This window comes from Arthrobacter sp. I3, from assembly GCF_000520575.1.
Taxonomy (GTDB): Bacteria; Actinomycetota; Actinomycetes; order Actinomycetales; family Micrococcaceae; genus Arthrobacter; species Arthrobacter humicola_A.
This window is the reverse complement of the sequence record NZ_KI914908.1, coordinates 76,960-90,025: the sequence shown is the minus strand read 5'-3', so window position 1 is coordinate 90,025 and position 13,066 is coordinate 76,960. Positions and strand designations below refer to the sequence as shown.

Here is a 13,066-nt window from a genome sequence, read left to right as displayed (position 1 = left end):
GCGGGCCGGGATCGGCCGAGCCGGATGATCCCGCCCGGGGTCAGCGCCGTGTCGACTTTCCGGTCGAACGACTCCGCGGGGATGCTGCCCGCGGGCAGCACCTCCGTGTCATAGACGACGGCGGCAGTCGGCAACGCGACAGCGTCGGCTGCAGCGTCGGCCGCCATGTCCACCGCCCCGCCGGGCGCGGAGGACATGGCAGCCAGGGCGGCAAGGAACTTGTCGTAGTAGCCGCCGCCTTGCCCGATTCGGTTGCCCGAGAAATCCACCGCGGTGGCCGGCAGGATGATTGCGGTGGCGTCCCGCATGATTTCGGTGCCGTGGCGCTCTCCGACAGGCTCCTGGATGGGCGCGTACCGGCTGCGGACAAACCCGGACTGGGGAGTCCAGTACACCCAGCTGAGCTCGATGTCGGGTTCGCAAACGGGCAGCAGCACCCGGTGCCCGGCCTCGACCAGGGCAGTCAGCAGTGGCAGTGTGGGCGGTTCGGCGCCCACCCCGAGGTACGCCGCGAAGGTGCCCTGGCGGCGGCGGGCAAGCCCGGAGGCCCACGCGAGCCCATGGCTGGCGATGCCCGCCGCGGCGGTGTCCTGTGCGGCCAGCGGGAGTGCGGAACGCGCCGCCCTGTGGCTGGAGCGAATTTCCTCTTTTGACGCCATCTTGGCCCGTCCTCCGCCTCTTGCGGCCGCGCTGCACCGGCGGGCCCGGCAGGCGGTTCGCATAATGATTACGCAATGATTGGTCCCTCCGTTAGATTAGTCGTGTGAATACACCCATCGCTTCCGTCCGCAAGGCCGTTATCCCCGCCGCGGGCCTTGGTACCAGGTTTCTCCCGGCCACAAAGGCCATGCCCAAGGAAATGCTGCCTGTCGTTGACAAGCCAGCCATCCAGTACGTCGTTGAAGAGGCCGTGAATGTCGGCCTGAACGACATCCTGATGATCACTGGCCGCAACAAGCGGGCGTTGGAGGACCACTTCGACCGCGTCCCCGCGCTGGAGTCCACCCTGGAGGCGAAGGGTGACACCGCGAAGCTCGAATCCATCCAGGCCGCCAGCAACCTCGGTGACATCCACTACGTCCGCCAGGGCGATCCCATGGGCCTCGGCCACGCCGTCCTCCGGGCCAAGCAGCACGTCGGGCAGGAGCCGTTCGCCGTCCTCCTGGGAGATGACCTCATTGACGCCCGCGATGAGCTCCTCAGCACCATGATCGAGGTCCAGGCCAAGACCGGCGGATCGGTGGTCGCTCTGATCGAGGTGGACCCGTCCCAGATCAGTGCCTACGGCTGCGCGGACGTCGAGGCAATCGGCGGTGAGGACTACGTCCGCATCAACCAGCTCGTGGAGAAGCCCGATGTCGCGGATGCCCCGTCCAACCTGGCCGTGATTGGCCGCTACGTGCTGCACCCGGCCGTCTTTGAAGTGCTGGAGCGCACCGCGCCCGGCCGCGGCGGCGAAATCCAGCTCACGGACGCCCTGCAGGAACTCTCGGCCGGCACCGGCGAGGGCTACGGCGTGTACGGCGTCATCTTCCGCGGCCGCCGCTACGACACCGGCGACAAGCTCAGCTACCTCAAGGCCTGTGTCCAGCTCGCCTGCGACAGTGAGGACCTCGGCCCGGGCCTGCGCGAATGGCTGCCCGGCTTCGCGTCCAGCCTGGCCCCCAGCCTCGCCAAATAACTCCCGTGGGGGGCAGCTTCACCTGGCCGGTGACCTTGGAGAGCGGCGACATCGTGTTGCGCCCGATCCGGTACCGGGACCGCAAGGAGTGGACAGCGCTCAGGTCCCGCAACTGCGAGTGGCTGGCCCCCTGGGAGGCATCGAACCCGGTCCCCGGCGGCGGCCTGCCGGACTACCGGCAGATGGTGCGCTCGCTCAAGGCCCAGGCCGCGCAGGCCACGGCCCTGCCGTTCGTAATCGCGGAATGGACACCAGGCCATCAGGCGCCGGTGATCGTGGGGCAGCTGACGGTGTCCTCGATCGTCTGGGGATCGGCCATGATGGCGACGCTTGGCTATTGGGTCGACAAGGAACGGGCCGGCCGGGGGATCGCCCCGACCGCCGTGGCCATGGCGACCGACTATTGCTTCGGCACCCTTGGCCTGCACCGCATGGAGATCAACATCAGGCCGGAGAACGCCCCGAGCCTGCGCGTGGTGGAGAAACTCGGGTTTCGTGACGAGGGATTCCGGCCCCGGTTCCTGCACATCAACGGTGAATGGGCAGACCACCGGACCTTCGCGCTCACGGCTGAGGAAGTGCCGGAAGGCCTCCTCGCGCGGTGGCTGAGAACCCGCCATTCCTGAGGCCCGTAAGAGCCGCCTGACCAGCCACGACGCCCCGACGCCGGCCAGTCGCCGGTGCGCGCGCGACACACCCCTGACAATGCGGGGCAGCACCCCATATACCTCATACGGTTTTGAGTGTGGACTTCCCTCTTAGCAGCTCTGTGATCCTTGTCATTGCTGTTGCGCTCTGGATCGTGTGGGTGGCGCCTTACGTTCTCCGGAACGGACGCCACCAGCTGCAGCCTGCAGGCGAATTCCTGGCGGATGTCATTGACATGGAACCAGCAGATCCACATGCGGGGAAGGTTATGAAAATGGCGGCGCAGCAGGAGAAACCCATGATCAGCACACAGCGCGCAGACCCGGCCGGCGGCACACCTGGGCCTGGGGCGGGCAAAGCGGCAACCCCTCGGGTGAGCCCGATTGCTGCGGCGGGCTCCCCGGCGTTCCGGATTCGATGGGGGCGGCTGGTGCTGGCGGTAGCCGGGCTCCTGGCTCTTCTCACGGCAGTGGTGTCCGGAGCCCTTCGACTTTTCGGCATCGGTTCAGGCTGGCTGCCGGTGACCGCCCTCCTGGGCGCCTTCGCCGCAGTGGCGCTGCTTCGCCGTCTTGCCGTCCGCGATCGCCGGCGGAAGATGAACGCTGCATTCCGTGCAGCCATGGGCAGCCCGGAACGCACCCCTGCACGGCCGTCGGCGCCCGAACAGACCCCCTCCCTTCCTGACGGACGTCCCGCTGCCCGGCCGGAAAGCCCGCTCTTCGACGCCGAAGCGGGCCGCAACACGCCCGAGCCCGCGCCGAAGCCGCTGACCGCACTGGAACTCCGCCAGGCCGCCCTCGCTGAAGCCGTCGCCTCTGGGGATGCCTCGGCGGCCATGGCAGCCGACGCGGGTGCAGTACCGGAGGGCACCAGCTGGGAGCCCGTCGAGGTTCCCAAGCCCACCTACGTCGAAGCCCCGAAGGCCGAACGTGCAGCCCCAATGCCCCTCGACCTTCCCGAGGCGCCGAAGGCCGTAGGGAAACCGTCTCTCAAACAGGCCTCGGCGCGACCGGCAGCGTCCGATCCGCAGACCGCCGACGATTCTGAGTCGAAGCAGCTCAGCAAGGCCCAGAGCGCCTTGAGCAACCTGGATGACGTCCTCCAGCGGCGCCGCGCCTGATCCGACCCGTCCTTCCGGAGATTACCCCGGGCAGCCAGCGATGGCGGCCCGGGGTTTTTCATTTCCCCGCAGCGTCGCCGGCGGGCTTCGCTGCGGTAGCCTCGGGTCATGACAAGGATCTGCGTTGCCGGTGGAACCGGGCAAGTGGGCCAAGAAGTAGTGCGCCTGGCCGTCGACGCCGGGCACGCCGTGGCCGTCCTCAGCCGCAACCCGCCAGGGGCCGGTGCCGCCGGCAACATCCGGGGCGCGGAATACTTCCGCGCGGACGTCACGACGGGAGAGGGGACAGCGGCCGCCCTGGCCGGCGCCGACGTCGTGATCGATTGCCTGGAAGGACGCGCCGGGAAGGCGCGCAAGAACTTCGCCGACGGCGGTGCGCGGCTTCTGGCCGCTGCACAGGACGCGGGAACGGCCAGGGCCGTCATGCTGTCCATCGTGAACTGCGATCGCAGCAACTCCTCCTTCTACCGGTCGAAAGCTGCCAAAGAACAGGCCTACGAGCTGTCCGGACTCGAGACCGTGGTGGTCCGGGCCACCCAGTTCCACTCATTGCTCGCGATGGTGTTTGGCGCCGGCTCGAAGCTGCGGATCATCCCCGTGGTCAGAGGTGCCAGGTTTCAGCCGGTATCGCCGGCCGACGCAGCCGCGGTGCTGCTGGAGACCGCCGTTGAACCGGCGCCCGTTCCAGCCGCGGGCCCGCGGCACCGGGTACTGAACCTCGGCGGCCCGGAATCCAAAGACATGGTCGACTTTGCCCGGGAATGGCAGCGGGCCACCCGCGCAAAGGGTCAACTCGTGCGCTTCCCACTGCCCGGCGCGATGGGCCGCTACCTGCGCGAAGGGTTGAACCTGGTGCCGGAGGCGCGACACGGCACCGAGACTTTCCGGGGCTGGCTGGAAAACAGCGCAGATAGTTTGTAGCCTAGGGACACCGGCAACGCCGTTCCGTCAGGACCGGCGTTGCTTCGGGGCTATAGCTCAGTTGGTAGAGCGCTTCGTTCGCATCGAAGAGGTCAGGAGTTCGAATCTCCTTAGCTCCACAGATTTCAAGGGTTTTTGAACCTTTGAGTGCGCGAATGAGTGCGTGAAATGACATTGCCGGCCGCCCTCGGCGTCCCTGCCCGGTTCCGGGGCGATGCGATGGTGCGTACTAATGCCCGCCGACTGATGCCCGCCGACGAGGAGCAAGCATGGGAGCCGCAGCGATCGGGACCCGGGCGGCGTCGAACGTCACCCTGCACGTCGGCGCACCGGGACCCGCCGTAGCCAGCGAAGCGGCAGCGCTCCTCAACGAATCCCTCGGCTCCGGTTTCACTCAGCCATCAGCTCTGGCGCAACTCACAGCCGATGGCGGGGGAGTCCTTATCCGTGCCCGCGGCCGGGGCGGCGGGCTCCTGGGCGCGGCGACCGCCCGCGTCCTGGACCGTGCGTCCCACGCAGTACTGCAGGGCCGCCCGCGCATCACCGGGATCGACGCCGGCCTGGACGGCCGTCGGGTTGGGGAGCTGAAGTCCATCGTCGTCGCGCCCGCAGCCAGGTGCTGCCACTCGAGGGCAGCGCCAGCCGCGGCTAGAGCGCTTCCTTGGCCAGGGCCGCGGTGCCGGGAGGGGTTGTGCGGCCGAGCCGGTCGTCCAGTCTGACGCGCAGCCTGGCGGCGGCGACCCGAACCCGGTGATGCGAGAGGGCTGCCGGGCCGGTAACCTGCGCAGGGACGTGCTGCCCGTTGCCTGTGCTTTCCCCGGCCCCGCTCACGGACTCCCACGCGATGTCCAGAAGCTCAAGCTCCTCGTTGCGGGCCAACTCGCTGCGGGCGAGCACATCCAGCGCTGCCAGCCCCAGGGCTTTGCTGTCCCCGTCCTCGTCCAGGGCACGGTCCAGCGCCCATTGGGTCCGTTTCCACCACTCGGCCCGGTCGTCGGCGACGGCCTTCTGGCGCAGAGTCCGCCAGGCCATGAACGCTCCCACGGCTGCCGCTACAAGTACAGCAACAGGGGCAAGCGCGGCAACGATCTGCCACCACTCGGCCGGACCGGTGTGGAGGAGGACTTCAACCGGAACCGGAGACGGGGCTGGTGTTGGCGGCATGCGACCAGCCTAAACCGCGGCCCGGACAGTGAGGGATGCCGACGTCGCCACCTCCCTTGGCATGGTCCATGCGATCAACCTGGACGGTGGCGGTTCCACAACAGCAATTGCCGGAGGTGCCGTTTCTGAATATCCCCTCGGGCGGCGCGGAACGTCCCGTCAGTAGTCAGTAACGCCCTCCTCGTGCTTTCCCGCCCGACAGGATGGGCCGAACAGCACGGACAAGTAGCGGGGGTCTGTCTCCGACTCTTGACGGGAAGTCACAGCGAAGCGTACAGCCGGCCGAGTGAGGTCAGCCGGCCGTTCGTTTGATAGAGGGCAGACGGGCCCATAGCAGGGTCACTGGGATCCCTGGCTTTCCACGCAAACCGTTCGACGAAGGGCATCAGGCGCATGCCGGCGACCGCAACCTGCATGAAGTACGCGGTCTCGCGGGTCGTGTACCGGGAGGGGTGTGCCGGGGTTGCCTGCCAGTCCGCAACCCCAAATTCGGTAACCCAGACCGGCCTTCCGTACCTGTGATGCAAGTACCAGACTTTTGCGAGGAAACTCTCTGGGTTCGGCGAGCCGTAGTGATGCATCGTCATGAAGTCGATGCGGAGATTCGCCGGCCGCGCCCTGGCCATGAAGTGGTCCAGCCACGGGCTCCTAACATCGACCGTGGCCGGGGATCCCAGACGCAGGCCGGTGGATTGAAGGTGGGGCCACAACCGGATGGCCTCATCGACGGACATGCTGGCCTGGCCTGGGTGGTCCGGCTCATTGAAAGCGAGGAGGTGTTTGGTCCTCGTCTGGGGAAGTTGCCTGGCCACGTCGCCAAGGGCGTCCTTTCTGAGCAAAGCATTCGCGCTCCACACCATCGGGACAAAGGCCGGCTTGGTCGTGACGGTATACGCGGATCCCCAGGAGTAGTACCAGCTGGCGTTGAGACTCCGGATTTGTCTCAATGCAAGCGCATCATCTCCGCCGTGGGCTGCGCCTTTGAGAGCCCGGAAGGCAGAGATGGCCGTACGGGCAGGGGATGCTGTGGAGGGGGCCGGAACCGGCCCAGGGGGTGTGGCAGCGGAACTGGCCCCGGCCGCAGCCAGGGCAGCCGCCATCGCAGTGAGAAAAGTCCGGCGATCCATGGATTCCTTCTTCCGAAGCGAAGCGGGCCGACACCAATCCTCAACCAGATGTGACGAGGGTCACGCTACGCCGGTCTCTCGACATTTGGAACAGCCGCAACGTGTCGCACTACCGGCGACCCCGGGTGCGGGCTAACAATGAGTTTTCATGAGATGGTGTGAACCTGCGTGAACGGCGCCGTGGCCGCGCCGGCGCAGCAATCCGCGCGGCAAGACCATCGTGCAATCCAGCGGCAAAGCAGCCGAATCCAGCGCAGGCATCAAAGATAGACATCCAGCGCAGACAAGGCCACCACCGATGAAGAACACCACCCCGATCGCCCTGGCCCTGCTGTCTGTTCTGCTGACCGCGGCCTGTTCCGCCTCCCCGAGCCCCGAACCGTCCGCCGGGACCGCTGCGGCGGGCCTGCCGGCGTCGCTGCCCAAGCCTGACCCTGCCCAGCAGGAAGCCCTGCTGGCCGCGCTGGCCAAGATCAACCCCCGCCTGCCAGACGACCAGGCAATCGACAAGGCCCGCCGCCTGTGCGGCCGACTGCTGGGGCAATCGACGGCGGACCAACTCATCGCTGCCGCAAAGACGGAGTTCAGCGGGGACGTCCCCGCCCTCCCGGACGACGACGCCCAACGGATCATCTCGGCGATCGGGGCCAACGGGTTCTGCCGCTAGCCTTGTTAACAACACGAGGAGAACTATGACCACCCTGAAAGAACGCCTGCACGCCGACGTCGTGAGCCACATGAAGGACCGCAACAAGGTTGCCCTGACCACTGTGCGCAACGTCCTGGGCGAGATCGAAACCCGGGAGAAATCGGGCAAGACGCCAATCGTGCTGGACGACGCACAGGTGACCGCACTCCTGCAAAAGGAAGCCGCCAAACGCCGCGACACGGCCCGCATCTACACCGAGGCCGGCGAAGCCGAGCGCGCCGCGGCCGAGATCGCCGAGGCCGAGGTGATCGAGGCCTACCTGCCCAAGCCACTGACCGCGGCGGAAGTCGAGACGATCGTGGACGAGGCCATCGCGGCGCTCAAGGCCGACGGCGTCGAGCTGTCCATGCGTCAGCTGGGGGCAGTGATGAAGCCCGTCACCGCCACGGTGGCCGGGCGTTTTGACGGCAAGACCGTCAGCGAAATCGTCCGCAACCGTCTCGCGCAGCAGTGAGCCTGGTCCGGCTGCACGACGTCAGCGTCCGCTTCGACAACACACAGATCCTCCGCGAGGCGTACTTCCGTCTGGAGCCCGGGGACCGGGTGGGCCTGATCGGCAAGAACGGCTCCGGGAAGACCTCCATCCTCAAGCTCGTCCTGGACCAGGTCTCCCCGGATACGGGAACGGTCACCGTGGATCAGGGAACCAGGGTGGGGTACTTCTCCCAGTTTTCCGAGCTCGACGGAGAGGCAACCATCCTTGCGGTCCTTGACGGACTGTTTGTCGAGATCAAGGCTGCCGAGGCCGAGCTGGCAGCCATCGACGCCGCCATTGCGGCTGACCCCGCTGAGGCGGAGCTGGACCGGCTGATCCGGCGCCAGGCCGAGCTGTTCGAGGACATGGACCGCCTCGACGGATGGGATTACCAGCGGCGCATCGACACAGTCCTGACCACGCTGGGGTTCAGCGACGCCCACCGCACGTGCGCGATTGACGAACTCTCCGGCGGGTGGCGCAACCGCGCCGCCCTGGCCAAGATCCTGTTGGAGGGCCCGGACGTCCTGCTGCTGGATGAACCCACCAACTACCTCGACGTGGCCGGTGTCGAATGGCTCGAAAACTGGTTCCGCGACTACCGCGGCGCCGCGATCATCGTCTCGCACGACAGGAAGTTCCTCGATGCGGTGGTCACCCGGATCATCGAGGTGGAAAACTTCCACCTGCACGAGTACCCCGGAAACTTCGCCGAGTACGTGGTCCAGAAGCAGTTCCGGCTCAAGACGCTCGAGGCGCAGTTCGTCCATGAGTCCGAGCTCCTGGCTTTTGAAGCGGAGGGCATTGCCGACCGCCGGGAGGCCGCCAAGGCCGCCAGCCGCGGGTTGGGGAACCAGCTGGCCAAGATCAAGAAAGCGCGGACACCACGTCCCGTGGACCAGATTGTCACCGAGATCTACGGCGGCCTGCACGTGAAGGATGTCCTCTGCCGGGTCGAAGGACTGGGCAAGTCCTATGGCGACAAGGTCTTGTTCGAAGACCTGAGCTTTGAGATCCGGCGCGGCAACAGGATTGTGGTCCTGGGCTCCAACGGCAGCGGCAAGTCCACGCTGCTGAAAGTGCTGACCGGGGAGGAACCGGCGGATTCCGGTGAAGTGGTCTGGGCGAAGGGGCCGGGTTTTGTTTCCTACAACAAAATGCTGGAAGAGCTCGACGACGCCGACACCGTTTCGCACGCGGTCAACGCGCTGCCGGACAGCCTCGCCTTCAGCGCCACGAAGAAGTCCGTCAACAGGTTCCTCGCCATGTTCCAGTTCTCCGAGGCCGACCTCAAACAGAAGATTGGGAACCTCTCCGGCGGACAGAAAGCCCGCGTCGCCATGGCCCAGTGCCTGCTGTCCGGGGCCTCGGTGCTGCTCTTGGACGAGCCCACCAACCACCTGGACATGTCCAGCACCCAGGTGATGGAGCGGGCACTGCTCCACTTCCCCGGCGCGGTCGTCGTGGTCAGCCACGACCGCTTCTTCACCGAGAAGATCGCCACCCGTCAGCTGGTCTTCGGCACCGACGGCACAGTACCCGGCGAGGTCGACGTACGCGCGGCCTAAGGGCGTGGTGATTGCCCCGAGCCTCAGTGTTTGCTCAGCATTGGCTCAGGATGTGGCATGAGCGGCTAAAGGGCCGGCAATTGGTCGTTTCCGAGCGGTACTGTGGCGCTGGCTGCCGACCGGGGGGACGGCAGCGGTCTCATATCCGTTTTGAAAGGAATCTCCCGTGGCAGGAAGCATCGGCTGGCTCAGTGCTCTGGGCACCACAGGCAAGGCAGTAGTAGTGGCCTCCGTCGTCGTCACTGGCGGCGCCGGCGCAGCGGCGGCCACCGCGACCACCAATCTCCCGGCTGACCCGACGTCAACCATGACGGCGACCGGCACCGAAACCTCTGAACCGGCCGAGCCGGCCGGTTCGGAGACTCCGGTAGTGGGCGACCAGGAAGCCGCCGACGAGGAAGCCGCCGATCACGAATCGTCTGATTCGTCTGAACCGGCCGATCCGGCTGAGTCGGATGACCAGGAGGCGGACGATCAGGGCGCAGAGTCGGACGCGGACGACCAGGGTGCGGACGACCAGGGCACAGAGGTGGACGCGGACGACCAGAACGCGGACGACCAGAACACGGAGGACCAGGGCGCGGAAGACGTCGCGGACGCGCAGGAGCCTGCGGCCCCGGCCCCCGCAGCCCCGGCCCCCGCTGCTCCGGCCCCGGCGCCCGCCGAAGACGATGCGAAGGATTCGGCCGACGCGCCGGAAGCCGACGCGTCCCACGCCTCGAACGGCAACAGCGGATGGGCACACCAGAACGCCGCTGAACACCGTGCGGCCGGCCAGGCCAACGCCGCTGAACACCGTTCCGCCGGCCAGGCCAACGCTGCCGAGCACCGCGCGGCCAGCCAGGCCAAGGCCGCCGAACACCGTGCCGCGCCGGCCGGTCTTGAAAGCGATCACGCCGCCAAGACCGGCAAGCGCGGCGACTCGGGCGGGCACGGCCACAGCAAGTAGCCCAAAAGGCATGCAATGACGGGGCCCGGACCACTGGTCCGGGCCCCGTCGTCGTGACGGCACGAAAATGTTTCGGCACGAAAATGTTTCAGCGCGTAAGTGTCCAACGGTTCGGTCTCAGAGGTGCGGCGCTTCGGGTCCGCGGGATAATGGAAACATGACCAATCAGCAGCAGGACCGCGACCCGTGGGAGGAGTTCGACAAGCTCCAGCCCGCCGGTCCGGACCGGGTTGCGGGGTACCCCGGTGGGGAACCGCAGGGCTTCGGCTTCCGCACCGGCGTCCGCAGCGCCAGGGTAGCCCTCGGATTTGCCGTCTACTCCCTGGCGCTGGGGAGCATTCTGGTTCTCACCGGGGCCATCGTTTTCATCGGCAGCGGGAAGTGGCTGCTGCTCGGGTTGATGGTGCTCATCGAGGTCGTCTTCGTCCTGGCGTTCCGACGGCTCATGGTCCAGGTCCGGCACCGCCGCGCGTCCGGCTAGAGCCAGCCCTTCTTCTTGAAGATGGCGTACATCAGCGCCGCCGTGCCGGCCATGAGCGCGATTGCCATCGGGTAGCCAAGCGTCCAGTGCAGTTCCGGCATGTTGTCGAAGTTCATGCCATACAGTCCGGCCACAAATGTCGGAGCGAAGAAGATCGCGGCCCACGACGAGATCTTCTTGACCTGTTCGTTTTGTTCCGCGCTGGCCTCGTTCTGGCGGTTGGCGGTCAGGGTTCCGTCCAGGGTGAGCGCATTCTGCAGCAGGTCACGGAACGAATCGGCGCGGGAAATCAGCCGCTCCACGTGGTCCTCGACGTCGCGCAGGCTGTGCTGCAGTTCAATGTCCACCCGGTACTTCTCGAAGCCCCGGCGGAGCTGTTGCATCATAGCCGGGAGCGGGTGGATGGCGCGCTGGAAATGGATGACTTCCCGGGCGAGCTCGTAGATCCTCCGGGACACCAGGGGGTCGCCGCTGAAGAGCTGGTCCTCGATCTCGTCGATGTCGTTTTCCAGCCCGGCCACCACGGGACCGTAGTCATCCACCACCTGGTCCATGAGTGCGTACAGGACGGCCTCGGGCCCGTGGCGCAGCAGATCGGGCCGGCCCTCCATCCGGCGCCGGACCTGGCCCACGACTTTCGTCTCGGCGTGCCTGACGGTGACCACGAAGTTGCGCCCCGTGAAGACGTGGAGCTCGCCGAACTCCACGGTTTCGGTCTCGTCCAGGTACCGGGCCGGCCGGAGCACAGTGAACAGGTTGTCGTCGTAGCGTTCCAGTTTGGGGCGCTGATGGGCAGAGATCGCGTCCTCCACCGCCAGCCCGTGCAGGTTGAATTCTGCCGCCACGGCCGCCATTTCCTCAGTGGTCGGCCGGTACAGGCCGATCCAGGCCATGCCCCCGTGCTCGGTCAGGGTCTCGAAAGTCTGCTCGAGGTTCCGCGGCTCGGCGCTGCGGATGCCGTCAACGTAGACGGCGTTGTCGATGATAGTCACCGGGACATTATCCTTTGTCCACCTGGAATTCGGCGGACCCGGACCGTCGCGACGCGGACCGGCCGGGAGCCAGCGCGTTGCCTTGGGCGAGCCGGCTGATCAGCGGTTCAGTCCGGTACGGGATATGGGTGTGCAGCGCCAGGACCGTCTCGGTGCGGATGACCCCCTTGACCCGAAGGATCGACCGGAGTGCCGCCTGGAGATTGTGCGTATCCGTCGCCACCACCCGGCACCAGACGTCGCCGCGCCCAGAGATCTCGTGCACTTCCAGGACCTGGGCGATCAGCCGCAGGGCCCCCACGACGCCGTCGAGTTCCCGGTGGTTGACCTCGATCGTCACGAAGGCGACGACGTCGTACCCCACCGCCTCCAGATCGATTTCACGGCCGCCGTCGTGCAGCACACCGGAGCGCAGCATGCGCCGCACGCGCGACTGGGCGGTGTTCCGGGCAATGCCCAGAGCGTCGCTGAGCTCGCCGATCTGGATCCGCGGATCCCGGATCAGTTCCAGCAGGATCTTCAGGTCGGTAGGGTCCAGACTGTTCAAATCATCACTCCGGTTCACTTGGACAGCCAGAGAATGACTGTTTTGATCAATCTTGACACAAATGTTGGCCATGCAGATCACTGGTATTGCATTCTTTAGGTACCAATCTTTCGACCGGGCCGTCGGTGTTCCCCACAGGGAACGCATGCGGCCCGATTTCATGCAAGGGCACGGCCATGACAGTCTTTAGCGAACTCCGCATGCGCCCGGCCACAGCTGACCGCTGGGGCTGGGACGCCTCCACCACCGCACGGCTTGTGATGGCCGGGGTTGTGATCTTCACGCTGCTCGTCGGCGCAAATCTTGCGACGCCGCTGTACCCGCTGTTGCAGGCAAAACTCGGAATCACGGCGCTCGATGTCACGGTGGCGTTCTCGGCCTACGTCCTGGCGCTCGTGGCCACCCTCGTCCTGGCCGGCCACTGGTCCGACCACATCGGCCGGCGCGCCGCCCTCGTGCTGGCAGTGCTGGTGGGCCTGGCCGGCGGCTTTGTCTTCGCCACCGCGGGCAACCTCGTGGCGCTCTCCACCGGGCGCGCCCTGCAGGGCGTCGCCGTCGCGCTCGCCACCGGGGCCAGCTCGGCTGCCCTGCGCGAGCTGCTGCCCAGCCGGCCGGAGTGGGCCTCACGGTTCACGCTCCTGGCCTCCGCCGGCGGGGTGGCGGCCGGCCCCGCAATCGGCGGGA

At 66.8% G+C, this 13,066-nt stretch carries 17 protein-coding genes and 1 tRNA gene; 12 read left to right on the top strand and 6 right to left on the bottom strand.

Translation table 11 applies throughout. From position 1 onward, the window contains the following. A partial coding sequence (locus Y706_RS23750; protein WP_043434884.1) for a 5-formyltetrahydrofolate cyclo-ligase occupies nt 1–659 on the bottom strand: 659 nt, incomplete at its 3' end. 104 nt (nt 660–763) lie between these two features. Between Y706_RS23750 and galU the strand changes: the two genes are divergently transcribed. The 5 genes from galU to Y706_RS0105125 all read left to right on the top strand — a co-directional run bounded on the left by galU (nt 764) and on the right by Y706_RS0105125 (nt 4,489). After that, nucleotides 764–1,681: a UTP--glucose-1-phosphate uridylyltransferase GalU gene (gene galU / locus Y706_RS0105145; protein WP_028275735.1), complete on the top strand. Its 918-nt coding sequence runs from the start codon at nt 764–766 to the stop codon at nt 1,679–1,681. A gap of 5 nt (nt 1,682–1,686) precedes the next feature. After that, the gene (locus tag Y706_RS0105140) at nt 1,687–2,307 is read left to right on the top strand and encodes a GNAT family N-acetyltransferase (protein WP_028275734.1); all 621 of its coding nucleotides are present in this window, start codon (nt 1,687–1,689) and stop codon (nt 2,305–2,307) included. Between the two features lie 143 nt (nt 2,308–2,450). Continuing rightward, on the top strand, nt 2,451–3,449 hold the full coding sequence (locus tag Y706_RS0105135; protein WP_028275733.1) for a hypothetical protein: 999 nt from the start codon (nt 2,451–2,453) through the stop codon (nt 3,447–3,449). Nucleotides 3,450–3,557: 108 nt separating this feature from the next. Continuing rightward, on the top strand, nt 3,558–4,370 hold the full coding sequence (locus Y706_RS0105130; protein WP_028275732.1) for an SDR family oxidoreductase: 813 nt from the start codon (nt 3,558–3,560) through the stop codon (nt 4,368–4,370). A gap of 46 nt (nt 4,371–4,416) precedes the next feature. After that, nucleotides 4,417–4,489: transfer RNA gene (locus tag Y706_RS0105125), tRNA-Ala, on the top strand. Nucleotides 4,490–4,771: 282 nt separating this feature from the next. Here Y706_RS0105125 and Y706_RS0105120 read toward each other — a convergent pair. Together Y706_RS0105120 and Y706_RS27825 are read right to left on the bottom strand one after the other, a co-directional pair. After that, nucleotides 4,772–4,996 (bottom strand): hypothetical protein, encoded by a 225-nt coding sequence (locus Y706_RS0105120; protein ID WP_028275731.1) that lies wholly within the window; start codon nt 4,994–4,996, stop codon nt 4,772–4,774. 22 nt (nt 4,997–5,018) lie between these two features. Further along, nucleotides 5,019–5,534: a hypothetical protein gene (locus Y706_RS27825; RefSeq protein ID WP_216699103.1), complete on the bottom strand. Its 516-nt coding sequence runs from the start codon at nt 5,532–5,534 to the stop codon at nt 5,019–5,021. A 61-nt stretch (nt 5,535–5,595) separates the two neighbouring features. Between Y706_RS27825 and Y706_RS30650 the strand changes: the two genes are divergently transcribed. Beyond that, nucleotides 5,596–5,700: a phosphodiester glycosidase family protein gene (locus Y706_RS30650; RefSeq protein WP_216699105.1), complete on the top strand. Its 105-nt coding sequence runs from the start codon at nt 5,596–5,598 to the stop codon at nt 5,698–5,700. A 94-nt stretch (nt 5,701–5,794) separates the two neighbouring features. On the opposite strand, the gene Y706_RS23740 is transcribed toward Y706_RS30650, so the two are convergent. Then, nucleotides 5,795–6,481 carry a glycosyl hydrolase gene (locus Y706_RS23740; protein WP_052355009.1) on the bottom strand — a complete coding sequence of 229 codons (687 nt, stop codon included), beginning with the start codon at nt 6,479–6,481 and terminating at the stop codon, nt 5,795–5,797. A 478-nt stretch (nt 6,482–6,959) separates the two neighbouring features. On the opposite strand from Y706_RS23740, the gene Y706_RS27410 reads away from it, so the two are divergent. From Y706_RS27410 to Y706_RS0105085, 5 genes are all read left to right on the top strand, one after another. Next, nucleotides 6,960–7,328 (top strand): hypothetical protein, encoded by a 369-nt coding sequence (locus tag Y706_RS27410; protein WP_028275730.1) that lies wholly within the window; start codon nt 6,960–6,962, stop codon nt 7,326–7,328. A 25-nt stretch (nt 7,329–7,353) separates the two neighbouring features. Then, on the top strand, nt 7,354–7,824 hold the full coding sequence (locus tag Y706_RS0105100; RefSeq protein WP_028275729.1) for a GatB/YqeY domain-containing protein: 471 nt from the start codon (nt 7,354–7,356) through the stop codon (nt 7,822–7,824). Then, the gene (locus Y706_RS0105095) at nt 7,821–9,413 is read left to right on the top strand and encodes an ABC-F family ATP-binding cassette domain-containing protein (RefSeq protein ID WP_028275728.1); all 1,593 of its coding nucleotides are present in this window, start codon (nt 7,821–7,823) and stop codon (nt 9,411–9,413) included. The genes Y706_RS0105100 and Y706_RS0105095 overlap by 4 nt, the downstream gene beginning before the upstream one ends. A 166-nt stretch (nt 9,414–9,579) precedes the next feature. Continuing rightward, nucleotides 9,580–10,362 (top strand): hypothetical protein, encoded by a 783-nt coding sequence (locus Y706_RS0105090; protein WP_028275727.1) that lies wholly within the window; start codon nt 9,580–9,582, stop codon nt 10,360–10,362. Nucleotides 10,363–10,519: 157 nt separating this feature from the next. Next, the gene (locus Y706_RS0105085; protein ID WP_028275726.1) at nt 10,520–10,843 is read left to right on the top strand and encodes a hypothetical protein; all 324 of its coding nucleotides are present in this window, start codon (nt 10,520–10,522) and stop codon (nt 10,841–10,843) included. Here Y706_RS0105085 and corA read toward each other — a convergent pair. Together corA and Y706_RS23730 are read right to left on the bottom strand one after the other, a co-directional pair. Further along, nucleotides 10,840–11,835, bottom strand: coding sequence for a magnesium/cobalt transporter CorA (gene corA, locus Y706_RS0105080; RefSeq protein ID WP_028275725.1), 996 nt, complete (start codon nt 11,833–11,835; stop codon nt 10,840–10,842). The two genes, Y706_RS0105085 and corA, sit on opposite strands and share 4 nt — an antisense overlap. 7 nt (nt 11,836–11,842) lie before the next feature. After that, nucleotides 11,843–12,382 carry an Lrp/AsnC family transcriptional regulator gene (locus Y706_RS23730; protein WP_043434882.1) on the bottom strand — a complete coding sequence of 180 codons (540 nt, stop codon included), beginning with the start codon at nt 12,380–12,382 and terminating at the stop codon, nt 11,843–11,845. A 176-nt stretch (nt 12,383–12,558) separates the two neighbouring features. Between Y706_RS23730 and Y706_RS23725 the strand changes: the two genes are divergently transcribed. Continuing rightward, nucleotides 12,559–13,066 (top strand): MFS transporter (locus tag Y706_RS23725; protein WP_043434879.1); only part of this gene is annotated, 508 nt, incomplete at its 3' end.